Raw genomic sequence first — 24,470 nt, forward strand, 5'->3', positions numbered from 1 at the left:
ACTTGACCCCATGTTAAAAAAAGTATATTCAACTATCCTATTTGTTTCCTTGGCACTTTGTGCCAGGGGACAAGAGTTGACCGTACCCCAACTATCCCAGTATATTGCGGACAACCCCTTTTTAATGTCCCCGACTTATGCTGGTATTGGTGATCATATCAAGGTGCGCCTAAACGGTCTTACCCAATGGGTGGGCATCGAAGATGCACCGGATACCCAAACCTTGGCCGCGGATGCGCGGATTGGAAACAGGTCTGGAGTAGGAATGCTATTGTACAATGATAGTAATGGTTTTACCAGACAACGGGGAGCCAGAGTATCATTTGCCCACCATTTAACATTGGACAGGTATGATGATATTTTCATGTCTTTCGGTATCTCTTACAACTTTAACCAATTTCGAATAGATGTAGAACAGTTTGAAGAGAACAACGGTCAATTGCCGGCAGATGATAAGGCCACAACCAATCATAACTTTGATTTGGGAGTCCTTTACCGGTACGATAAGTTCTTTTTTAGCTTGAATGCTGGCAACATACTTAACAAGGACCTATCTAATTTTAATACTGATATTATCCGTATTGAACCCAATAAACTTAGAAATTACTACGCTTACACAGGCTACAGCTTTTCCAAGAGCAAGAACAGTAAATTGGAAATTGAACCTTCGGTGTTCTTTCAATGGTTTGAAAGCGATGGACGTTCGGTTACTGATTTGAACACAAAATTCCGTATTCGTGACTTTGAAGATTACTACTATTTAGGTGTTACCTACCGTTTCTTGAACGATCAATTGGGAAAACCGCTTTACATTGCTCCGATAGCCGGTTTTAAAAAGAGCAACTTCTATTTTGGCTATTCCTATCAAGTTATCACCAACGAAATATTAGGGTATAGTACCGGTACCCACGTACTAACCGTGGGAATGGATCTTTTCCAAGGAATAAGTAACTGTAGATGTATGTATTGATTTAATGCGTTTTACCCTATTTTTGCCCTTTCGTAACTAAGAGCTTTGGGAAAAATCAGGTTAAAAAATATTAGGATACATTCCAACCACGGGTGTTTAAAGGAGGAAATGCTCATTGGCAGCGATTACAGGGTGGACCTGGAAATTACCGCTGACCTTTCTCAACCTGCCGCCTCCGACCAACTGAGCGAAACCGTGGACTATGTCCATCTCAATAACATTATAAAAGAAGAAATGACGGTACGTTCCAATTTATTGGAACATGTAGCCAAAAGAATCATTGATCGTATATTCGAGGAAATCATAGAAGTAACCCAGGTTGAAGTCGAAGTTTCCAAAATAAATCCGCCTATTGGTGGCGATGTGGAAAGCGTTTCGGTAAAACTCGCAATTACTCGTTGAATGACAATATCTTAACCGTTGAAACTGTTAATCTTTTAATAATTTTGAAAATACCATTACAAACGGCATTGTGGTCGAATTGGTTAGACAAAGTCCCGCAAGGATTTTTATGGTGGTTCGAGTCCACCCGATGCCTCTATAATTTTGCTAGATATTTAGATTATCATAAAAACTGAATATTCACAAAATATTTTTAGCTTTGCGATCCAATTGGCATCGTGGCCGAGTGGCTAGGCAGAGCTCTGCAAAAGCTTGTACAGCGGTTCGAATCCGCTCGATGCCTCAAAAACCCAGTACTTAGTGCTGGGTTTTTTTGTTACAGGTCTTCAAGTTTCTCTATTTTTTCTTGAATATCAAACTTATCCTTGGGCAAAAAACCTTTGGTAATCAATACCACTCCACAGATTATAAGAACAATTCCCAACCCTTTTTTGATGAGCACAATGCGCTCTTGTGTCAAATAGCGTTTCAATTGTTTGGCCAAAATTATCTTTATAAGATCCGTAGCAAAGTAAACAATCAACACGGTACTGAAGAATACCATCATCCGATTGGGGTTATTTTCCAAACTGGGTCCCACCACAATGATCAAACCCAACCAAAAAGCAAGTACACCAATATTGATGAAGTTCAACAAAAAACCTTTGACAATCAAACTTAAATAAGTACCCTTCGAGACCTTAACATTTGATTTTTTCTTTGCTTTTTTCACGAACAAAAAAATTCCGTAAACCAACAGAATCATACCTCCGAACACAAAAAGACCAGGTTCGTTGCTCAAGTTTTCTAATAACTGAAAACTACTAAAATAGGCTATCAACAAAAAAACAATATCGGCAAAAATAACGCCAATATCCAAACTTACCCCAGCCCTGAAGCCTTTGGTGGCACTTGTTTCCAATAAAACAAAGAAAACAGGACCAATCATAAAGCTCAACAAAAACCCCAACGGTATTGCAGCTTGGATGTCGTCAATCATTATTAGTGCACTCTTTTTATTTTTCCGCCGAAAAGGGTATGCTCATCCATTTTTTTTGGATCACCATATACCAGTACTTCGCCACCGGCCTTAACATTGGCCTTAACATAGTCCGTTGCATGGATTTCTGCATTTCCTCCCGCATTTACGCTTATGGTAGTAAATTTAGTTTTAAATGTTCTTCCGTTATATGTCCCGCCCGTGTTGATAATCACGTCTTGGGTGTTGGAAAATCCCCCTGCAAAGATTTCACCGCCAGAAACGGCTTTGATCAATAATTGATCTACTTCGCAATTTATCTCCAATTCACCTCCTTCTTGTGCCTTAAGTTCCAAAATTTCCTGCACATAAGTATCATCGGATGATATTCTTGCATCTTCATTAACATCGATCACCACCAGTTCTTCAGTATGATAAAGATCTACATAGGTTCTATATCCACTGAATATTTTAACGATTTCCATTCGAATCTTCAATATACCATCATTATTTACAATGGCAACATTATTGGTATTGGCACCGGTAATGATTGCTTTGTTTTCGTTGGAACGTATTAAATTGATGGAAATACCATCGAACCCCTTTACTTCGGTAAAGTTTTGTAGATTTTGGGTAATGGTAGCGTCCTGTGCTTCAATATATTGAAGCGATAGGAACAATATAACAATCGTAATTGGTCTCATGTTATAAAAATTTGGTTCTCAATAGGATAACAAATTTTATTCCAAAATAGTATCACTTCTTTTTACCGATCAACGAAAAGTCCAAATGCCTTTTGATCAAATCGGTGCTCTTCACCATCACATAAACCTCGTCTCCCAGTTGGTACATTCGTTTGGTACGTTCCCCTATAATGGCATATTGGCGTTCATCAAACACATAGTAATCATCTTTTATATCGCGAATACGAACCATACCTTCACATTTGTTCTCCACAATCTCCACATAAATGCCCCATTCGGTAACCCCAGAAATTACACCCAAGAATTCTTGATCCTTGTGATCTTCCATAAATTTGATCTGCATGTATTTGATAGAATCCCGTTCTGCATTGGCTGCCAATAGTTCCATATCGGAAGAATGTTTGCATTTTTCTTCGTACAAAGTGGCTTTTGGTGTTTTCTCTTTATCCAGATAGTGCTGTAGCAATCGGTGCACCATTACATCAGGATAACGTCGAATTGGCGAGGTAAAATGGGTGTAATATTCAAACCCCAGACCATAGTGCCCAATATTTTCCGTGGTATAAATGGCCTTGCTCATACTTCGTATGGCCAAGGTATCTACAAGATTCTGTTCTTTTTTACCTTTTACATCCTCCAATAACTGATTTAGGGACTTGTTGATGGTCTTAGGGTCCTTTAAATTGATACTGTGACCAAATCTGGAAATAACCCCGTTCAGAGCCATCAATTTGTCCTCATCGGGCTTGTCGTGTATTCGGTATATAAATGTTTTCTTCTGCTTACCGATAAACTCCGCCACCTTTCTATTGGCCAAGAGCATAAACTCTTCTATCAATTTGTTGGCATCCTTGGCTTCTTTAAAATAGACTCCTACCGGTTCGTTATCTTCGGACAAATGGAATTTAACTTCAATTTTATCAAAAGAAATCGCACCTGCATCCATCCGGGCTTGGCGCATAATTTTGGCCAATCTATCAAAAGTAAGCACGGCTTCGACAACTTCGTCGGAAACGGCATAGGCCTTTTCCCTGATGGATATTTCTTTCGGAATCTGGTTTTGTTCCGTCTCAATGATATGCTGCGCTTCTTCATAAGCAAATCGCTCATTGGAATTAATGGCGGTTCTACCAAACCATTGTTTTACCAACTTGGCGTTGTCATCCATTTCAAAAACGGCTGAAAACGTATATTTTTCTTCATTCGGCCTTAGCGAACACGCTTTATTGGAAAGTACTTCGGGCAACATAGGAACCACACGATCTACCAAATAAACCGAAGTGGCACGATTATAAGCTTCATCTTCCAAAATGGTATCGGGTTGCACATAATGGGATACATCCGCAATATGGATGCCTATTTCGTAATTTCCATTCTCCAATTTTTGAAAGGAAAGTGCATCATCAAAATCCTTGGCATCCTTGGGATCTATAGTAAAGGTAAGTACATCGCGCATATCCCTTCGCTTCGCGATTTCGGATTCTTTTATACTGGTATCCAATGTTTTGGCGAACTCCTCTACTTCATAGGGAAACTCATTTGGGAGACCATATTCCGCTAAAATGGCATGAATTTCTGTATTGTGCTCACCAGGTTTTCCCAAAACTTCAATCACTTCACCATAGGGCGAATCGGTATCAGCTGGCCAATCTCCAAGACTTACCAAAACCTTGTCCCCATCGTTTGCTTTTTTAAGCTTTTCCAAGGGAACAAAAATATCGGTGTACATTCTGGAATCCGTGGGTCGAACAAAAGCAAAGCGTTCCTGCTTGTCCACAATTCCCACGTACGAAGGTTTTTTTCGTTCAAGCACTTTGGAAACTTCACCTTCCATCTTTTTGCTCTTCCGTCTAGGTTTTAGAAACACTTCAACCGTATCCCCGTGGAAGGCCCTGTTCAAATTGTTGTTCTGAACAAAGATGTCATCCTCCAGCTCATCCACCACAATATAAGCGTTACCACTGGTGGTAAGATCTACTCTTCCCGTAAAATAAGTATGTAGCGATGGTTTCTTTTGATACTTCCCCCTTTCGGGCTCAATAATACGTTCACTGGCCTTTAATTGGCCTAATCTTTTAATCAATAGGTTTCTATCTTGCGTATCAGTAATATCTAATTTTGAAGCTATTTGCTTGTAATTGAATGCTTTAGATGGTTCTTTTTCAAGTACGGTGAAAATGCCCTTCGTAATTTCATTCTTTCGCTGACTACCAGCTCTCTTTTTTTTCTTTGACATTAACGTCCTTATTTTTTTGAAAAATACGAATTATAATCCTTGACCAACAAGGAATGAAAGAGGAATCACAAACAAAGTCAACTTTATCAACAATTATCAATATTATATTTTTTCTTCTTTTTTAAATTTAATTAAAATGATGATGATGATGTATTGTTGAAATGTGGAATAAGATTTTGAAGAAAAAGTTGCTTTGAACACAAAAAAGAATTTGTGAACAAACTGTCAGAACATAAGAAATTTAAAAATCAGGAAGTTATCATTTTTATCCACGATTATTAATAACCGTTGTCAACATCAATTTATTGAAAAGTTAATGTGTTTTTAATGTTAATTACCCACAAAAAATAGTGTACATAGGTTGATTAATTTTTAATGGAATATTACCCCAACATTAAATTATTATTTCTAATGATCGATTTTATTGAATTACAAAATTTCGTTACCAATAGTTTTATATAAATAGTTAACAAAACGGAGATATAGTTAATAGGTTGTATTTTAATTAAATGCAAAAATTGGCTCGTTTTTATAAACAGTATAACTTTAAAAGATATTGTACCTTTGTTTTATACCTATTTTAATACAAAGTCATGAAAATTGCCATAGGAAACGACCATGCAGGAACAGATTATAAACTTGCTATTATAGGTCTGTTAAAATCCAAAGGAATAGAAGTTATCAATTACGGCACGGACGGGGCCGATAGTGTAGATTATCCTGACTTTACGCATCCGGTGGCGAATGATGTATCCGAAGGAAATGTAGACCTGGGCATCGTTATTTGTGGTAGCGGCAATGGTGCCACTATGACGATAAATAAACACCAAAGTGTTAGAGGGGCCCTGTGTTGGAACAAAGAAATCACTCAACTGGCCAGGGAGCACAACGATGCCAATATATTGAGTTTGCCCGCCCGTTTCATTTCATTACCACAGGCATTGGATATGGTAGAAACTTTTCTCAATACCGAGTTTCAAGGCGGCAGGCACGAGCGAAGAATTGAAAAAATACCTTGTAGATAAGCCCAATGGGTCACCACCACAATCATGGACATTCGCACGCACATCCTGATTTAAGAGGGAGAAATCTGCTCATATCCATAATTCTTAACATCGGAATTACCTTGGCGCAGATTATTGGGGGCTTGCTTTCGGGAAGTTTGGCCTTATTGTCCGATGCACTCCATAATTTTAGCGATGTACTCTCCTTGGTCATCAGTTATGGTGCAAGCCGATTGGGACAGCGAAAAGCGTCCAGCTTAAAAACGTTTGGTTATAAAAGGGCTGAAATATTGGCTGCATTCATTAATGCGGCTACCCTAATGGTAGTGGCCATAATTTTGATGAAAGAAGCTGTTGAAAGGTTGATGAATCCGCAGGAAATAGAATCCAACCTCGTCATTTGGCTCGCATTGATAGCTATTGTAGGTAATGGTTTTAGTGTGTTATTGTTAAAAAAGGACGCTGACCATAACATGAACATGAAATCTGCCTATTTGCATTTGCTAACCGATATGATGGCGTCCGTAGCGGTATTGATCGGGGGTATTTTAATGAAATATTTTCAGGTTTACTGGGTCGATGCCATACTCACAATGATCATAAGCATTTACCTTATCTATATGGGGTACGACCTATTGAAGGAATCCACCAAAGTGTTGATGCTTTTTACACCAAAATCGGTAGTGATTCAAGAGATTGTGGAATCCATTTGTACCATAGACCAAGTTAAGAACGTCCACCACGTGCATATTTGGCAACTCAATGAAGAAGAAGTACACATGGAAGCCCACATCGATTTTAAAAATGATATTCGCCTTTCCGAGTTCGATAAAATTCTGGACGAAATAGAGGAACACGTCTACCACAAGCATGGCATTAACCATGTGAACATTCAGCCGGAGTTTGATAAATGCGATTCAAAAAGTGTAATAGTGCAAGATTAATGGAAGTATCCGTAAAAACATTTAACGAGCTAACTACCGAAGAACTCTACCAAATTTTACGCCTTCGCAGCGAGGTTTTTGTGGTGGAGCAGGACTGTGTGTACCAAGATGTGGACAACAAAGACCAAAAAGCACTTCATATTATGGGCATTAAAGATGGTGAAGTGGTAGCTTATACTAGGGTTTTTGAACCAGGCGATTATTTTGATAATGTAAGCATTGGCAGGGTAGTAGTAAGTCAAAGCCAACGTAAATACGGTTTGGGCAAGCAGATTATGCAAGCCTCATTGGCTGCCATAAACCAAAGGTTTCCAGATAAACCGATAGAAATTTCCGCGCAATCCTATTTATTAAAATTTTATACGGAACTAGGTTTTAATGCTATTGGCGAAGAATATTTGGAAGATGGTATTCCGCACAGGAGGATGTTGAAAGCGTAAGGTTATGCTACAGGGATGCTGAGCAAAGGCGAAGAGCAGGAATGACAGGATTAAACTAGTTTTTTCGCCACTCCAATCTTAATCAAAAAATCAAGTTTTAGAATAAGGTTTACAGGCTTTTCTGCTTTGTTTTTCGTGGAAAAGAAGAGATATCCTTCGCTTTTCGGGTTCAGTGGTTCTAAAGTCAGTTTGCCATGTTTGTTCTGCTTTTTAGAAATGATTTGCTCAAGTCCCTTTTGCGATAATCCTACACCATCTAAATGTTGAATCAATTTTTCCCGATTCACAAATGTGATGTTGCAAGAGGTAAAAACATCATCTTCATCCGAATAAATACTAGTGATTAAGGCATAAAACTGTGTTTTTTTGGAAACATCGAACAGCCACCCCTGTTTTTGAACAGTATTTTTCAGATACATAAGCTCAAAAGCAAATGTGGGCAAGTTTTCATTTACGTAGTCCAGCTGTGCTTTTTCATCCACAAAAAATCGCTTTCCCGAAATGTTATCCTTTAGGATAAGATCTATGCCCTGTAGTTGTTTTTTAAGATTAGAAATCCGCTCAAAGCAATATTGCTTTAAGTGTTTTTGGTAATAGGAATCCAGCAAAGGGGTTAATTGTTTTTCTTTGGATAGGTCAGCTTTGAACTTGCTTTTCAAATTCGGATATTTTCCGGAACAGCGAAGCACCCAGTTTCTCCACAATGCCCACCACAAGTGCATTGCCCATAAAAAAGGCACGCTTGGCATCAGAAATGCCCTCCAATTTGGTGTGATAGTCCGGAAACATGTTCAACCGTTCCAATTCAACAGGTAAAAGTCTTCGCAGTCCCTTGGAGGTTTGGACCACGTGCTTAAACCGGGATGGGGATTTTCCGCCCTCGCCGGTTATTATTGTTCTGGAAGGTTGATCAAGAGCATCGGGAAAAACCATGCTTCCCTCGCTATAATTGTACTCAAAACCAGCTTTGGTCTTGCGTATTTCTTTTTTGGAGCCCTTTAAATATTCCCATTTGGGCAAATCCGATGCATTAATATAATATTCAGAAGGAATAGGCCCTTTTTCAAGAATATCGGAGAGCAAGGTTCTTTTGCCTCCATAGGAAGGCGAGGTTTTTAGCGTAGAAACTTTTCCATCCACACAAATACCTGTGTTTAAAAAAGGAGAAAGTCCTTTTTCCTTGTTGAAGTTGTTGGAAATGGATAACAAATCCTTTTCCAAATCAAAAGAAATCAAGCTCTGTGTTGTTTGAGCAACGGGAAAGCCATCATTGAAAGTGCTTTTATTCAACATCCAGTCCATTGGTTCCGTTTTTTGGAGCTTTAGGTAAATGTCCGTATCGCTTAAATATGCCAGAAAAAAAACGCGCCTTCGGCGCTGAGGCATTCCGTACTCGGCCGCATTGATTACCCGCCATTCCACCGCATAGCCCAAATCCGACAAACTACGTAACATTATTGCAAAATCCCTTCCCCGTTGTGTCGAAGGAGACTTTAAAAGACGGTCCACATTTTCTAAAAAAAGATATTTCGGCTTGTTCTTTTTCTCGGTCAAAATTCGATGGATGGACCACCAAAGCACTCCTTTTTTACCGATAAGCCCTTTGGAGTTTTTCAAGGAAGTGGCCACGGAATAATCCTGACAAGGAAACCCACCTACGAGTATGTCGTGGTCCGGGATATTTTTGGTTTCCACAGTCTCAATATTGACATTGGAATGGTTTTCGATTCCGAACCGCGCTTCGTAAACTAGGGAGGCATGCTGCATTTTTGTAGAGGGCTCCCACTGATTGCTCCAAACTACTTTATAGTGTCCTGTGTTTTCCAATCCCAGACGAAAACCGCCCACACCGGCAAAAAGTTCACACACTTTGAGTTGTTGCATGCCCAAAAATAGGATTTATTAGTTTTTTTGTTGCATTAAATTTAAGCTCCAAATACAGTTTGATAAAAAGAAAACACAAAAACGGCAGAAAAAATGAAAACCACAATCATAAACAAGGTATTTAAAAAACTTGAAAATTCTTGATTCTCCAAGTTTTCCGTAATGCGCGATATGGATGGATCACTTGGTAAATACATCACATCCAATTGTTCTATTTCTTGAGGTAACTGCGTGTTGTCGGTTATTTTTTTATCATTTCCCTCGATTTTTTCACCAGTGTGTGACCTAAATAAATAGGAAAAATCAAAAACAGGGTCATGCTTGATCACCGCCCCCGTATTTTTAAAGTCCGATACATCTGCGGTGGTGCCTAGACCGTAAAAAAGCAAGTTCCAATTATGGGCCAATGTCTTACCATTTACCAAAATGCCAATTTTACGTAAGATTGAATATATAAAAGCACTCATGCCAATTAAGATCAATCCAATTTGCCAGGTTTTAGAGGCTTTAAAAATGAGCTCATACTGTTGCGGGGATGCAAATATTTTTTCCAAGGCCTCTCCAACTAAGATATAACTGCCAATAATGTAAAGCACCATTTTTAAACTACAGATAATGACAAAAACAAAGGAGAATCTACAAGGTTTTTGAGAAAGAAAGATAGGGTCTTTTGGTTTTCGGGCAATATTGAGCCCAATTTGGATGGTCTTATCGGTTTGAAAGCGATTTAAATGGGGTTTGGTGTCCCAAACTCTAATTTTTCTATGAATGTGATGACCAGAAAAGTTCTCGAACAGCAATAAAAGTTCCAGCAAGGGCTTTTTGCCTTTTTTAATGGTTTCCACGGAGATTATGGAAGCCTCTTTGGATGTAATGGAGCCATTGTTTCGGTTTTTAAGAACACAAAAAGTTCTGGAAAAACAATTCTTCATAAGGTTGTTAAGCCAAAATAGAAGAACAGCAGCTAGCAAAGTGAGCGTTAGAATTGTGTAGGTCATTTGCAAGTTTTTCAGTCAAGTTAGCACCTTGCTGCATAACTTTTCTGTGAAACTTGACGGTTACCGTATCTGAGTTGACGAAAACCCCATATGAGTTGTTCAGTGTCTTTTCTTAATTCAAAATACTGGTATATTTGTTACTATCGGCCAATAATTCTTTAGCGGCTAGAATGGCATCATCGTGATTTAAATAGTATTTGTAAAGACCTTCGCGGTAAAAGTATCGTGTAATTATTTCGTCTTCCAGATTTTTTTGTATTTCTTTTTTGAAGGTGTCCAAAGCGTCAATTTTACCTCTATTTACGGCAAAAAGAAGGTCTTTATACTTTTCTTGCACCTCTGAGCCCAATAAGGTATCATCACTGTTAATGGATTCCTCTAGCAACTTTTCTGTTTTGGTCTGGTAAGAAAAGTTTTGTTCTTCCGCGTAGGATTTAAACGCATTATAATCACCATCGGAAAAACTAAAGTTCTCTACCGAATCAAAATTGTGGTCGTAGAAATACTCCGTGGCAAAGTCAAAAACAATATTGTTGTCCTCGAGCGCCCCGATAAGTGAATTGGTCTTTAAGGATTCAATGGTCACATCGGGCATCACACCACCACCATCCCATACTTTTCTGCCATTTCGGGTGGTAAACTCATTAAATTTAGTGTTCCGAACGGCATTTCCCTCTTCATCACGGTTCCAGTAATCCAACGATTGGATACACCTTCCCGATGGGGTATAATATCTGGAAATAGTTACTTTTAATTGAGTTCCGTATGTGAGTTTGAGCGGACGTTGTACTAGGCCTTTCCCAAAACTTCTTGCGCCGATAATTACAGCACGGTCCAAATCTTGCAAACCGCCCGAGACTATCTCGCTCGCTGAGGCACTTTTTCCATTGATCAGAACCACAAGCGGAATCTCTTCGTCTTCTGCTTTGTTTTTGGTTCTGTATTCTTGATTGAATTTTTTGACCTTGGATTTTGTGGTTACGATCAACTCCCCCTTGGGCACAAAGAGGTTGGTTACATTGATGGCTTCGGAGAGTAGCCCCCCTGGGTTCCCCCTCAAATCCAACACTAACCTTTCGGCACCTTGACCTTTGAGGTCTTGCATGGCCGATTGGGTCTGCTTGGATGCTTTTTGATTAAATCGGGACAACACAATATATCCTGTTTTATCATCGATCATGTCATAAAAAGGAACTGCATCCACTTCTACGCCTTCTCGGGTTATAGTGGCTGTTTTGGTTTCGCCTTGCCTCAGAAAAGAAACTTCGACCGAAGAGTTGTTGGCTCCTTTTAGGAGCTCGCCGGCATTATCGTCAAAATCGGCAACCAATGTTTCTCCGATCTTGATAATCTCATCTCCCGCCTTTAGGCCTGCTTTGTCCGCGGCATATCCTTGATAGGGCTCTACGACGACTAATTTGTTTTTGTAAGAGCGCACTAGGGCTCCAATGCCCGAATATTCTCCCGAATTGTTGATTTTGTATGATTCAACATCTTGTTCGTTCAAGAACTGGGTATAGGGGTCAAGCTCTCCCAACATATTTTTTATGGCGGAATCCATCAGCTCTGCTGGATTGGTTTCATCCACGTAGTTCATGTTGAGTTCCTTAAATAAGGTGGTGAAGATTTCTATTTGCTTGGCAATCTCAAAAAAGTCGCTTTTAAAACTACTGGCCCCGACCAAAATGGCAATTGCCAAAACGGGAATCAAAACCTGTTTTTTAATCAATCTTTTCATGGAATTCTATTTTTACAAAGGCCTCTAAGAGTTTTTTCATGGCCGTGTCAACCTCATCAAAACTTGGGGCCTTCTTGCCAAGGTATAAAAATATGAACGCATAATTTCCCTCAATGTTGTTAAAAATGAGGGGTTTGTTCAGCCGATACGACTCTCTCAAAAGACGCTTGATGCGGTTACGCTCAACGGCAGTTTTAAATTTTTTCTTGGGTGCGACCACGGCTACTTTTACAGGAACCCCATCATCAAAATGTGTAGGAAGGTATATGAGTTTGATGGGAAACTCCCGCAGGTTTTTTCCTTCGGTAAAAAGCGCTTCGAACAGTTTTTTGTTGGTAAGCTTTTCTTTTTTGGGAAAAGAAATATCAAAATTGTCCCCTTGAGGGGACCTTAGGGGCGTATTTTCTATTTCAAAACCAGGCTTTTTACTTTGCATTTCATTTATGACTTCTTTTAAGGTCATCAAAACACTGAACATATTTTTTTTAACCTCAATATCTTGTAACCTGATTATATGTACGCCCACTTTTTCTAATTGACGGTCTCTTTCTGCATCCTTATCATATTTAAACTCATGGGATACACCATCAATTTCAATAGCGAGCTGCAATTCATGACAATAAAAGTCAACAATATACTCAAGCAAAGGCACTTGTCGATGAAATTGAACCCCTAAAGCACGCTGTTTTATTTTTTCCCATAGAAGGACTTCAGAAAGCGTACTGTTTTTACGTAGTTGCCTAGCGAACTCTTTTAACCTTGGATTGTATGGAATAATCTTGTTTTTCAATTGTCAAAAAAGCTAAATATATTAAGAATAATTGGTCAACGAACACCCCTGAGGTCCCCTCAAGGGGACAACAAAAGGCATTTTCTTAATAAAAAGGGCGGCACTATCGGCCGCCCTTCAAATGTTTTGTCATATCGAGAGCCTTATTCCTTTGCCTGATAAACGTTGTTTTCTCCATCAACATCGGCCATCAATTGCGATGGGTCTATCATAATGGCTTGAACGTTTTCCAAAGGCATATCCAATGTAAACTCGTATGTTGGGAAAGCCCAAGGCCAATCTTCTAAAACAGTGCGTTCTAGGTTGGGGTATGGGTTGTCTTTTTCTCCAAACATCATGCGCAATGGCACATAGTACGTTTCTTGGGTTCCGTCTTTGCCCACGACCAAAATATCCAAGGGCATGGGCATTTCACCAATGCGCTCCATAGTTACTTTGGTGTTTTCGCCATCGGCCTCAACACTTTTTATACCATAATCGATAGTGTTGGTGGTCTGCGTCCAATCCGTTAGGTACCAATTAAGCTCCATTCCCGATACTTTTTCTGCTGTTCTTTTGATATCGTTCGGTACGGGGTGCTTGAATTTAAAGTCTTCGAAATATTTTTGAATGGTTTCCATTAATTTATCCTGTCCGATTACATATCCAAGTTGCGAAAGGAATATAGACCCTTTACTGTAGGCTGCAACACCATATGCAAAGTTTGTGGTGTATCTATCAGCATGAGTGGATTGTGGCATCTCCAGACCTGAGTTTACCAGGGCATAGTAGCCCCTGTAAGATCCTTCAAAAGGGTTTTGCTTGTTCTGTTCCATAATCTGGTTCATGCACAGACTACTGATAAAGGAAGTGAAGCCCTCGTCCATCCATTCGTGTTTGGACTCATTGTTAGCCAATACATGCTGAAACCATGAGTGGGCCATTTCGTGCACCATTACACCGACTAAACTGCCAAATTCTCGTTCGCCAGTGATCAAGGTGCTCATCGCATACTCCATTCCACCGTCACCACCTTGTATCACGGAATATTGTTCGTAAGGATATTTACCCACATTTTTACTGAAAAAGGTCATTGCTTCCGCTGTTTTGGGCTGAAGTTTTTTCCAGTTTTCATTGAATTCCGGGTTGTCTTTATAAAGGAAATGAAGCGTTGGTCCGTCCTCCATTTCATAAGTGTCGTGGATATATTCCGGATCGGCCGCCCACATAAAATCGTGTACTTGCGGCGCTTTAAAGTGCCATGTCAACGTTTTTCCCTTTGTTTTTACTTTGGTTCCGGGTGTTTCGTACCCGTGTCCAATTTCTTGCGGGTTTTGAAGATAACCAGAGCCCCCGACGGTGTAATCTTTATCCAATGTTATTTTTACATCAAAATCGCCCCATACCCCATGGAATTCACGAGCAATATATGGGTTGGGATGCCATCCTTCAAAATCATATTCCGAAAGTTTTGGATACCATTGGCTCATGGAAAGGGCCACACCTTCCCTACTATTTCTACCGGAACGTCTTATTTGCAGAGGTACCTGCCCTTCAAAGGACATTTCCAAAGTAGTTTTTCCTCCGGATGGAATAGGTTTCGCCAAATCTACCACAAGGATAGTTCCTTCTTCAGTAAAAGTAACGGGCTGGCCATCTTGGGTTAGGGATTTGGCATGCAAATATCCCATTTCATCATCAGAAAGAGAGGCAATCCTACTTTTTCCGTCTTCCATCATCCTTTTGTCAGGGTCTTTGATGTTCTGGAGCCTAATATCCATTTCACTGCCAGGCTGAAAAGCATTGTAGTACAAATGATAAAAAACACGGCTCAATTCATCAGGAGAATTGTTGGTATAGACCAATTTTTGGGTACCCGTGTACTGGAAGGTTTTCACATCCATTTTCACATCCATGGTATAATCCACATGCTGTTGCCAGTCATCGGATGTTTGTGCATTTAAGAAAAGGGTAGCTCCAAAAAAGGCTGATAAAAGAAGGGATTGTAAACGTTTCATATATTATTTTGAATTACTTTCTAAGGTCATTTTTCCGTTTGAGATGTTGCTTGCTAAAATTAAGGCATTATAGGCATTTACCATTTTCCCCGACTTGGAAATCTTATCAAAAGTCGCGGACTTAGTTTCATCGCCCGCCATGATCACAGACCTTTTTGTTCTAAGACCGGACTGCATGATGATATTTTTTACCTGGGATGCGGATAAATCTGGATGAAAAGAACGAATCAGTGCGGCAACACCGGCAACTGCCGGGGCGGCCATTGATGTTCCCCCTTGAAACTCATATTCGCTGTTGGGCATGGTAGAGTAAATCTCCGCTCCAGGGGCAAATACATCTACACGTTGGCTGCCATAGTTCGAGAAAGAGGCTACCATTTCCGATCCGTAGCTACTGGAAAGGGCACCTACGGTAATCAGATTGTCCACAAACTCTTGATCGCTTTCCATATCATCGTTTGGATAGTTCCTGTTTTCAGGGATTTCCAGGTCTTCACCGTCGTTACCTGCAGCATGAACGATAAGCACATCTTTGGAAGCTGCATATTTTATGGCATCGTAAACCCATTCTGCTTTTGGAGAGAAAGATTTTCCAAAGCTACAGTTGATGATGGACGCACCATTGTCGACAGCATAGCGAATGCCTAGAGCGATATCTTTATCGTATTCATCACCATTGGGAACGGCCCTAATACTCATAATCTCCACATTCTGGGCTACTCCGTCGACACCAATTCCGTTGTTTCGTTTGGCAGCGATAATACCCGCTACGTGGGTGCCGTGGCTTTCCGTTTCCACCATGTTTTTTGGGTTTCCGTTTCCATACGGGACATCGGTAATGTCGTAGGGATCATCACCCACGGGAGTTCTTCCGTTAAAGTCTTTGTTGAGGTTATAATTGGCTTGTTCCGTAAAGTACTTGATTCCTTCTTCTAGCTCTTCCAACACTTTGGGAATACTGTCACCATAGGTGAACATTTGGGTCAGCACGGCAACACTTTGCTCCATTTGCGCAGTTTTTGGCTCTATGGAAAGCAAATCTTTCTTCGTGTAGGTTTCTTTCCCAAGTTCGCTTCTTACAAGTTCGTCAGCACCTTTCACCACCTGAAAAATTTGTTCGTACTGTTGTTTGTTCTGAACCGCTTCGGGATATTCCTTGTCCAATAAAAGCCTCGCCTCAGCTCTTTCGGATGCATCGCCAATGTTCAAACGTAGCATTCGAACGTATTCCAATTGCTCGTTGTAAGAATCGCCCAAAAAGTTATACCCATGAACATCGTCCACATAACCATTTCCATCATCATCTTTGCCGTTGTTGGGGACTTCATCGGTGTTTGTCCAAAGCACACCTTTTAGGTCTTCGTGATCCAAATCCATACCTGAATCCAAAACGGCCACCACAACGGTTTTCCCTTTTTTGTTTTTTATGATTTCGTTGTAGGCCTTGTCCACGCTCATACCTGGAATGGTATCGGCAATAAGGTCGAGGTGGCCCCAATGTTTTTTCTCGGCATCGGTAAGCTCAGAGATTTTTAAGGGAACGGCATCAATGTTCCCTACAGGGGTTGAAACTAATGCGGTGGAGCCACAACCCAACAAAAAGAGGGTGGCGGCAATGGATAGAAGTTGTAGTTTAATATATGTGCGATTCATAGCATGTGTTTGTAAAAGAATGAGCTTATTGTACTTTAAATAGTTCGTCGTAGGTAAACAGCTGATTCAAACGAGCCCCTTTTTCGGTCTGCTTAAGGGAGCAGATTTGATTGTGGGCATCGTGCTCGAACAAGAGCAGCCAATCGTTTTCCACGGCTTTATTTAAAAATGATTGTTTTTCTTGTAAGGTCAGCAAAGGACGGGTATCATACCCCATTACATATGGCAAGGGTATGTGGCCCACGGTGGGAATAAGGTCCGCCACAAAAACCAAGGTTTTTCCTTTATACCTTAGGTGCGGAAGCATTTGCTTATCCGTGTGCCCATCCACAAAGTGGATGCCAAAACCGAGTTCGGAATTTTCAACAAATGAACTTTCTTTTCTGTCCACAAAATGCAACTGACCGCTTTCTTGCATGGGCAAAAGGTTTTCCTTTAAAAACGAGGCTTTTTCCCGGGCATTGGGTTGAGTGGCCCATTCCCAATGGTCTTTATTGGTCCAAAAGCGGGCATTTTTAAATGCAGGCTCATATCCTGTTCGGTCCTTGTTCCATTGTATGCTGCCCCCACAATGATCAAAATGCAGATGGGTCAAAAACACATCGGTAATATCATCACGATGAAACCCTATATTTTTTAAGGATTTGTCCAAAGAATGGTCGCCCCAGAGATAATAATAACTAAAGAATTTATCGGATTGTTTATTGCCCAATCCGTTATCGATCAAAACAAGCCTGTCACCATCTTCAATCAGAAGACAACGGGCGGCAAGGTCAATCATATTATTGCCATCTGCAGGATTGGTCCTGTTCCAAATAGATTTAGGGACTACACCGAACATGGCGCCTCCATCCAACTTAAAATTACCGGTCTCTATGGGATAAATTGTCATTTAGAAAATAAAATGGGGTGCAAAATAATAAAAGCACAGTCCAATTGCCGAAAAATTAAGGACATATTGGCCGTATTTTAACAAAAACTGGTTGAGTATCGTTTAATATCGCAATGTTTCGACCAATAAGGCGGCTTCAATTTGTTTGGTAAGCAAGACGAAGATCGATTATCTAAAAGAAAAACAGTAAATTTCCACAAAACTTGGACCATGGTCGAACTCGCTGGAATTATAATTCTAGGCATTATTGCTCAATGGGTGGCTTGGCGGTTTAAATTGCCCGCAATTTTGCCTTTGATATTGATAGGATTGTTGGTAGGCCCCATAGCAACATTATATACAGAAGACGGATCAAAACTTATAGAGCCTATTTGGAACGGAGAAAAAGGACTGTTTCCTGGGGAGGGACTTTATTATTTTGTGTCCTTGGCCATTAGTGTTATTCTTTTTGAGGGCGGACTTACGCTAAAAAGGGCCGAAATATCCAATGTAGGCCCTGTAATCACCAAATTGATTACCATTGGTACCATTGTCACCTTCTTTGGTGCGGGTGTGGCCGCACACTATATTTTTGGGCTTTCGTGGCAAATTTCCTTTTTGTTCTCTGGTTTGATCATTGTTACGGGACCTACGGTGATTACACCCATTTTGAGAAACATTCCCCTTAAAAAAGATGTGTCCGCGGTTTTGAAATGGGAAGGAATTCTTATCGACCCGATAGGTGCTTTGGTCGCCGTATTGGTGTTTGAGTTTATCAGTGTAGGCGAAGGGCAGGCCTTTACCCAAACGGCGTTGGTTGAATTCGGCAAAATTATTCTGTTCGGCACCACTTTTGGTTTTACGTTCGCACATGCATTGGCCTTTGCCATTAAAAGAGACTTTATACCACACTATTTGTTGAACGTAGTTTCCTTGAGCACGGTGCTTTTGGTTTATGTAGAGTCCGATCTTTTTGCCCACGAATCGGGACTTTTGGCCGTTGTGGTCATGGGAATGGTGTTGGGCAATATGAAGTTGCCGAACATCAAAGAGCTGCTTTATTTTAAGGAGTCCCTAAGCGTACTTTTGATTTCCATACTCTTTATCCTCTTGGCGGCCAACATCAATATTAGCGATATGGAGTTAATCTACAACTGGAGAACGTTGGTGCTTTTTGCCGTGATTGTTTTTGTAATCCGTCCGGTCGGTGTCTTTCTGAGTTCTCAGGGGTCCAACTTAAAACTCAATGAAAAACTTTTTATTGGTTGGGTGGGCCCCCGTGGTATTGTAGCGGCAGGTATTGCTTCGCTTTTTGGATCAAAATTGATGTTGCGAGGGGAACCAGGGGCAGAATACATTACCCCTCTGGTTTTCATGATTGTGCTGGGCACGGTATTGCTAAACGCCACCACGGCACGTTTGTTTGCCAAACTTGTAGGCGTATTTTTGATGAAGTCTGAGGGTATTTTGATTATTGGAGCTTCTAAATTATCTAGGCTTATTGGCAACTATCTGAGAAAGAACAACAGGCATGTTGTTTTGATCGACAACAATCAGAACAATGTTGAAAAAGCCAAAAAATTAGGACTTGAGGCCATTTCGGCCAATATTTTTTCCGATACCTTGACAGACAATATCGAGCTTAACGACATGGGATATTTAATGGCCCTTACCGGAAACTCGGATATTAACAAATTTGCAATCAACAAATTTCAAAGACAGTTTGGGGAAAACGGAGCATTTAGGTTGGTTAATACGGATGAGGTAAATGACCCCGAGAACAACCCAAAGGAAGGCCTATTTTCCCATACCGATGATTTTATTCAGTTGATGGATACCGTTCGTAAACATCCGACCATCCACGAAATTGACTTGGAGGACAAAGAGCATTACGACAAACTCATCGACATCACCTATGAGCAACGTGATGTGGTTCCGTTGTTCACCAAAGACCCCAGTGGCAGTATTGAGATTATTCCGGCCAACAGCAAGGACTTTACACCAAAAGGAGAAGGCTATAAGTTGGTTTACCTAGGAAAAATCCTTGAAGTCGAGAAAAACACCCAAGAAGAAGAATAGCCAAAACCTTAAGTTAAGGCATATGCCCGATACATCAATTGATAGGGGGCATCCATCAATTGAGGGGTGAATAAACGATTTAGTACAAGTATTTTGGTGCATTATTAACCATATAAATCTTTAAAAAGATGAAAAAGCTTGTATTTTCAGCAATAGTTGCAGCCACTTTAATGGCCGCCTGCTCAAAAGATGATGAACTATCTAAAAAGTGTGATTCTTGCACCTCTGACCTTGGCAATAAATTTGAAATTTGTGATAATGGGAACGGAACATATGACGTTTCCGAAAATGGTGACCCAGTGGAAACAATAACTAAGGGAGAACTAGAAGGATTCACACCCAAACAAGTGGTGGAACTAGCATGTGAGTATGATAGTGAGCTAGAATTTTAAAATTAATCATTCAATTTAAGCACGGCCATAAAGGCTTGTTGTGGGATTTCCACATTTCCCACTTGGCGCATTCGCTTTTTACCCTTTTTCTGCTTTTCCAGCAACTTACGCTTACGAGAAATATCACCGCCGTAACATTTGGCGGTAACATCCTTTCTTAAGGCCTTTATGGTTTCCCTGGAAATAATCTTGGAACCTATTGCGGCCTGGATAGGAATATCAAACTGCTGTCTAGGGATAAGTTCTTTTAGTTTTTCACACATCTTTTTTCCAATGTGGTAAGCATTGTCAAAGTGTACCAAGGCCGAAAGTGCATCAACGGGTTGGGCGTTCAACAAAATATCAACACGCACCAATTTGGAGGTGCGCATCCCAATTGGAGAATAATCAAAAGAAGCATAACCCTTGGACACCGTTTTTAATCGATCATAGAAATCAAAGACAATTTCTGCCAAAGGCATATCAAAAACCAGCTCTACACGTTCTGTCGTCAGATATGTCTGGTTAACAATTTGACCTCTCTTTTCTATACAAAGTGACATTACGTTACCAACAAAATCAGCTTTTGTGATAATGGTAGCTTTAATGTATGGTTCCTCGACCCTGTCAATGGTGGATGGGTCCGGTAAATCCGTTGGGTTGTTTACAATGATGGGTTCTGGATCACCTTTGGTTGTATAGGCGTGGTAGCTCACGTTAGGCACCGTAGTGATAACTGTCATATCGAACTCACGCTCCAAACGCTCCTGAATAATCTCCATATGGAGCATTCCCAAGAAACCACATCGAAAACCAAAGCCCAACGCGGCACTACTTTCAGGGGTAAACACTAAAGAAGCATCATTCAACTGCAACTTTTCCATGGACGAACGCAAATCTTCAAAATCTTCAGTATCCACGGGATAAATCCCGGCAAAAACCATCGGTTTCACATCTTCAAAACCTCCGATGGGGTTTTTGGTGGGGTTTGCCGAATCGGTAATGGTGTCCCCGACCTTTACTTCACGGGCATCTTTAATTCCTGTTATCAAATAACCTACATCGCCCGTGGAAATTTTGTTTTTCGGGTGTTGGGTCAATTTTAAGGTGCCAATTTCATCGGCATAGTAAGATTTTCCCGTGGCCACAAACTTTATCTTTTGTCCTTTGGTGATTTCTCCGTTCATCACTCTGAAATAAGTCTCTACACCCCTAAAAGGATTATAAACAGAATCAAACACAAGGGCCTGGAGCGACTCATCGGTTTTGCCTTTTGGGGCAGGCACACGCTCAATGATCGCGGTAAGAATGTTCTCGATTCCGACACCTGTTTTAGCACTTGCCTGTATTACTTCTTCGGGTTTGCAGCCCAACAGGTCCACAATGTCATCAGTAACCTCTTCAGGGTTGGCACTGGGCAAATCAACCTTGTTGAGTACGGGAATTATTTCCAAGTCGTTCTCCAGGGCCAGATATAGGTTGGAAATGGTCTGAGCCTGAATACTCTGTGCAGCATCAACGACTAAAAGAGCCCCCTCACAGGCCGCTATAGATCGAGAAACCTCATATGAAAAATCAACGTGTCCAGGAGTATCAATCAAGTTGAGCACATATTTTTCGCCATTGTGAACATAGTCCATTTGGATGGCATGACTCTTAATGGTAATGCCCCGTTCACGCTCCAAGTCCATGTTGTCCAACAACTGGTCCTGTTTTTCACGTTCGGTCACCGAGCCAGTAAAATCCAACAAACGGTCTGCCAAGGTACTTTTACCGTGGTCTATATGTGCAATAATGCAAAAATTCCTGATCTTCTCCATATCAACAATAACATACCCTAAAATAGGGATATAATCAACTGCAAATATAAATGTTTTAAATGCCTATAAATGTTTTTTTCCCAATAAGAAAATTAAGGCCCATAACGCTCAAAAATAATTTATTAGATTTGATGTTCAACCCAAACCTCAAATGAAGAACCTCACCACTATTGTTTTATTGGTGTTTTTTACAATAGGCGGCATGTACGGCCAAACCTTTACGATTACCGGAAAGGTGGTGGACGAACAGAATCAAGTAATTCCATATGCGAATATCTTACTGCTTCAGGCTGCCGATTCCACCTTTGTTCAAGGAAGTTCCGCAAATGAGGAAGGTTATTTTGAGCTATCCGAAGTGGTAGCAGACCTGTATTTGCTCCAGGCGAGCTATGTGGGCAGAGGTTCGGAACCAAGGGCATTGGACATTAAAAAAGATGTATCCCTTGGCGCATTGATCATTCCAATGGAAAACAACGAATTGGACGAGGTGGTGGTTACCGCGCAGCGACCTAAACTTCAACGACTTCCGGACAGACTGGTCTTTACAGTAGAAAACACCGTGGTTTCCCAGGGAACTTCGTGGGATATCCTTAAAAATACCCCAGGGGTCATCGTCAACCAGGATGATTTATTGATTCGTGGCCAAAATGCAACGGTTTACCTCAATGATAGAAAGGTACAATTGTCCGGTCAAGAAGTCCAGGATTTGTTGCAAGGACTTTCAGGCACCAATATTAAATCGGTGGAAGTGATAGCCAATCCTCCCGCAAGGTACGATGCCGAAGGAGGCCCCATTTTGAATATTGTTACCAGTAAAAACATTATTCCGGGATACAAGGGCAGTGTTAACGGAACATTCACCCAAGCCGTTTTTCCCAAATACAGTATTGGTACCAGTCATTACTACAAAACAGATAAGCTCAACGTATTTGCCAATTACACCATCAACCCAAAAAAGGAATTGACCAAAACCAAGAAAGGCATCAATTTTATCGATGATGCGAACGAAGTTTTTTCCGTTTGGGATACGGATTACAATCAAACGGATAGATCACAATCCCAAAATGCAAGCTTTATTTTAGACTATGATTTTGATGATCGAAACAGCTTGAACCTTACCTCCAACTTACTTTTCAACTTAGATCAAGAGCAAGAAACCCTTCTGGACAATGAAATGAGGAACGCCCAGGCACAATTGGATTCCACTTTTACCACCCGCAATGATGCCGAGATGGACAACACTAATTTGGCCTTTGATCTTACTTACGTCCACAAATTTAAAAAGGAAGGGGCACAGTTAAGAGCAAATGGGCACTATACCCATTATAACGGAGAAACATTTCAGCGCCTTGGGTCCAATTATTTTGATGCAAATGGCGAATTTTTGAGGGATTTTGGCTTTGATTCGGACACTGACCAAGAAATTAAAATTTTTACCGGGCAGCTGGATTACTCCACCCCGATTGGCAACGCCTCTTTTGAAACGGGAGCGAAAATTTCCTCTGTAACGTCAGAAAACAATCAGCGTTTTTTCAATTTTATTGGGTCTAGCAACACAGTGGATGCTTCGCAGTCGGATTTGTACACCTACGATGAAGATGTGTATGCAGCCTATATGAGTTTTGTGAAGAACTGGGACAAGTGGTCGATGAAGCTCGGTGTGCGAGGAGAGTTGACCAAGGCCGAAGGGCGTTCTTTGACGTTGGATCAGGTCAATACCCAGGACTTTTTTGAACCTTTCCCCTCGTTGTACGTGCTCTATTCACCATCGGACAAGCATAGCTTTTCCTTTGATTATGGTAGAAATATCAATCGCCCCAAGTACAACGACTTGAATCCCTTTCGCTTTTTCTACAACGAAAATGATTACGAAGAGGGAAACCCAAGTTTGAGACCTAGCTTTAGCAATAATTTTAACTTTAATTACACACTCAACAGCGAATATTTCTTCGATGTGTACTATCGTGACAATGGGCCCAACATTGCCTATTTGGTGTTTCAGGATAACCAAAATCAAACCTTGGTGGAGCTAAAACAAAATGTGCTGGAGAGTACATCCTATGGGTTGGACTTTACACTGAGCAAAACTATTTTGTCTCCTTGGTATATGTATGCCTACACCTCTATTTTCCACGAAGAAGAGACTTTTTTGGCAGAACAAAGCGGCAATGTACCTTTTACCAACGAGGTAAATGGGGTGTATGCCTATGTGGGCAATTATTTAACGCTATCAAGTGATGGAACGTTTACAGGAGAGGTGGCCGCAACGTACATTTCGCAGTTTCTTTTTGGTTCTTACGTATCGGATGAGCAGTTTAATTTGACGATTGGCTTGCGAAAAACCTTGTTCGATAATAAAATAACCCTTTCGCTAGCGGCAGAAGATATTTTGGAAAAATATGTACCTACCTACCGTTCGCAGTACCTCAATCAAGACAACTTTTATCGCAGACGTCCCGAAACACAGTTCATCCGCTTTGGGTTTACCTATAATTTTGGAAATTTCCGATTGGAGGACAACCAGCGCGGAATCGATAAAAATGAGCGGGATAGACTTGAATCGGAAAACTAGCTTTTAGGTTATTGTCTATTTTGTACTTTTGCAGTCCAA

General features: G+C 40.7%; 20 protein-coding genes and 2 tRNA genes. 10 read left to right on the top strand and 12 right to left on the bottom strand.

Translation table 11 applies throughout. The features are described 5' to 3' along the window. Nucleotides 1-10: 10 nt before the first annotated feature. The 4 genes from J4E06_RS08375 to J4E06_RS08390 all read left to right on the top strand — a co-directional run bounded on the left by J4E06_RS08375 (nucleotide 11) and on the right by J4E06_RS08390 (nucleotide 1,655). Complete coding sequence (locus J4E06_RS08375; RefSeq protein ID WP_349523576.1) at nucleotides 11-970, top strand: PorP/SprF family type IX secretion system membrane protein; 960 nt, start codon at nucleotides 11-13, stop codon at nucleotides 968-970. Between the two features lie 45 nt (nucleotides 971-1,015). Beyond that, nucleotides 1,016-1,372 (top strand): dihydroneopterin aldolase, encoded by a 357-nt coding sequence (gene folB / locus J4E06_RS08380; protein ID WP_349523577.1) that lies wholly within the window; start codon nucleotides 1,016-1,018, stop codon nucleotides 1,370-1,372. Nucleotides 1,373-1,436: 64 nt separating this feature from the next. After that, nucleotides 1,437-1,508, top strand: a tRNA-Cys gene (locus tag J4E06_RS08385). Nucleotides 1,509-1,584: 76 nt separating this feature from the next. Next, nucleotides 1,585-1,655 (top strand) — tRNA-Cys (locus J4E06_RS08390). 33 nt (nucleotides 1,656-1,688) lie between these two features. On the opposite strand, the gene J4E06_RS08395 is transcribed toward J4E06_RS08390, so the two are convergent. From J4E06_RS08395 to rnr, 3 genes are read right to left on the bottom strand one after another with little or no spacing between them, the layout of a single operon-like run. Continuing rightward, complete coding sequence (locus J4E06_RS08395) at nucleotides 1,689-2,351, bottom strand: LysE family translocator (protein WP_349523578.1); 663 nt, start codon at nucleotides 2,349-2,351, stop codon at nucleotides 1,689-1,691. 2 nt (nucleotides 2,352-2,353) lie between these two features. Next, nucleotides 2,354-3,034 (bottom strand): head GIN domain-containing protein, encoded by a 681-nt coding sequence (locus tag J4E06_RS08400; protein ID WP_349523579.1) that lies wholly within the window; start codon nucleotides 3,032-3,034, stop codon nucleotides 2,354-2,356. A 52-nt stretch (nucleotides 3,035-3,086) separates the two neighbouring features. Then, on the bottom strand, nucleotides 3,087-5,270 hold the full coding sequence (gene rnr / locus J4E06_RS08405) for a ribonuclease R (protein WP_349523580.1): 2,184 nt from the start codon (nucleotides 5,268-5,270) through the stop codon (nucleotides 3,087-3,089). 593 nt (nucleotides 5,271-5,863) lie between these two features. On the opposite strand from rnr, the gene J4E06_RS08410 reads away from it, so the two are divergent. The 3 genes from J4E06_RS08410 to J4E06_RS08420 are packed head-to-tail and all read left to right on the top strand — an operon-like array spanning nucleotide 5,864 to nucleotide 7,658. Continuing rightward, entirely contained in the window at nucleotides 5,864-6,295 is a 432-nt protein-coding gene (locus J4E06_RS08410; protein WP_349523581.1) for an RpiB/LacA/LacB family sugar-phosphate isomerase, read from the top strand. Nucleotides 6,296-6,300: 5 nt separating this feature from the next. After that, nucleotides 6,301-7,218, top strand: a complete 918-nt coding sequence (locus tag J4E06_RS08415) for a cation diffusion facilitator family transporter (protein WP_349523582.1) — start codon at nucleotides 6,301-6,303, stop codon at nucleotides 7,216-7,218. Continuing rightward, nucleotides 7,218-7,658: a GNAT family N-acetyltransferase gene (locus J4E06_RS08420; RefSeq protein ID WP_349523583.1), complete on the top strand. Its 441-nt coding sequence runs from the start codon at nucleotides 7,218-7,220 to the stop codon at nucleotides 7,656-7,658. Before J4E06_RS08415 ends, J4E06_RS08420 begins: the two co-directional genes overlap by 1 nt. A 50-nt stretch (nucleotides 7,659-7,708) precedes the next feature. Here the strand turns inward: J4E06_RS08420 and J4E06_RS08425 are convergent, their stop codons facing one another. The 8 genes from J4E06_RS08425 to J4E06_RS08460 all read right to left on the bottom strand — a co-directional run bounded on the left by J4E06_RS08425 (nucleotide 7,709) and on the right by J4E06_RS08460 (nucleotide 17,610). Further along, nucleotides 7,709-8,317, bottom strand: a complete 609-nt coding sequence (locus J4E06_RS08425) for a hypothetical protein (protein WP_349523584.1) — start codon at nucleotides 8,315-8,317, stop codon at nucleotides 7,709-7,711. After that, the gene (gene dcm / locus J4E06_RS08430; protein ID WP_349523585.1) at nucleotides 8,295-9,542 is read right to left on the bottom strand and encodes a DNA (cytosine-5-)-methyltransferase; all 1,248 of its coding nucleotides are present in this window, start codon (nucleotides 9,540-9,542) and stop codon (nucleotides 8,295-8,297) included. Before dcm ends, J4E06_RS08425 begins: the two co-directional genes overlap by 23 nt. Before the next feature lie 41 nt (nucleotides 9,543-9,583). Further along, a complete protein-coding gene (locus tag J4E06_RS08435; RefSeq protein ID WP_349523586.1) occupies nucleotides 9,584-10,474 on the bottom strand; it encodes a hypothetical protein in 891 nt (296 codons plus the stop codon). A 178-nt stretch (nucleotides 10,475-10,652) separates the two neighbouring features. Next, entirely contained in the window at nucleotides 10,653-12,278 is a 1,626-nt protein-coding gene (locus tag J4E06_RS08440; RefSeq protein ID WP_349523587.1) for a S41 family peptidase, read from the bottom strand. Continuing rightward, nucleotides 12,262-13,068, bottom strand: a complete 807-nt coding sequence (gene rnpA, locus J4E06_RS08445; protein WP_349523588.1) for a ribonuclease P protein component — start codon at nucleotides 13,066-13,068, stop codon at nucleotides 12,262-12,264. The genes J4E06_RS08440 and rnpA overlap by 17 nt, the downstream gene beginning before the upstream one ends. 143 nt (nucleotides 13,069-13,211) lie before the next feature. Beyond that, nucleotides 13,212-15,065 carry a M1 family metallopeptidase gene (locus J4E06_RS08450; protein ID WP_349523589.1) on the bottom strand — a complete coding sequence of 618 codons (1,854 nt, stop codon included), beginning with the start codon at nucleotides 15,063-15,065 and terminating at the stop codon, nucleotides 13,212-13,214. Nucleotides 15,066-15,068: 3 nt separating this feature from the next. Next, on the bottom strand, nucleotides 15,069-16,718 hold the full coding sequence (locus J4E06_RS08455; RefSeq protein ID WP_349523590.1) for a S8 family peptidase: 1,650 nt from the start codon (nucleotides 16,716-16,718) through the stop codon (nucleotides 15,069-15,071). Between the two features lie 25 nt (nucleotides 16,719-16,743). Beyond that, nucleotides 16,744-17,610, bottom strand: a complete 867-nt coding sequence (locus J4E06_RS08460; protein WP_349523591.1) for an MBL fold metallo-hydrolase — start codon at nucleotides 17,608-17,610, stop codon at nucleotides 16,744-16,746. A gap of 210 nt (nucleotides 17,611-17,820) precedes the next feature. On the opposite strand from J4E06_RS08460, the gene J4E06_RS08465 reads away from it, so the two are divergent. Continuing rightward, nucleotides 17,821-19,668, top strand: a complete 1,848-nt coding sequence (locus J4E06_RS08465; protein ID WP_349523592.1) for a cation:proton antiporter — start codon at nucleotides 17,821-17,823, stop codon at nucleotides 19,666-19,668. A gap of 128 nt (nucleotides 19,669-19,796) precedes the next feature. Next, nucleotides 19,797-20,060, top strand: coding sequence for a hypothetical protein (locus J4E06_RS08470; RefSeq protein WP_349523593.1), 264 nt, complete (start codon nucleotides 19,797-19,799; stop codon nucleotides 20,058-20,060). Between the two features lie 2 nt (nucleotides 20,061-20,062). Here the strand turns inward: J4E06_RS08470 and lepA are convergent, their stop codons facing one another. Beyond that, complete coding sequence (gene lepA, locus J4E06_RS08475) at nucleotides 20,063-21,859, bottom strand: translation elongation factor 4 (protein WP_349523594.1); 1,797 nt, start codon at nucleotides 21,857-21,859, stop codon at nucleotides 20,063-20,065. A gap of 151 nt (nucleotides 21,860-22,010) precedes the next feature. Here lepA and J4E06_RS08480 point away from each other — a divergent pair, with 151 nt between their 5' ends. Then, nucleotides 22,011-24,431 carry an outer membrane beta-barrel protein gene (locus J4E06_RS08480; protein ID WP_349523595.1) on the top strand — a complete coding sequence of 807 codons (2,421 nt, stop codon included), beginning with the start codon at nucleotides 22,011-22,013 and terminating at the stop codon, nucleotides 24,429-24,431. Nucleotides 24,432-24,470: the final 39 nt, after the last annotated feature.

Origin of the sequence: Allomuricauda sp. NFXS6, assembly GCF_040148835.1 — a bacterium.
In the GTDB taxonomy this organism is placed as follows: Bacteria; Bacteroidota; Bacteroidia; order Flavobacteriales; family Flavobacteriaceae; genus Flagellimonas.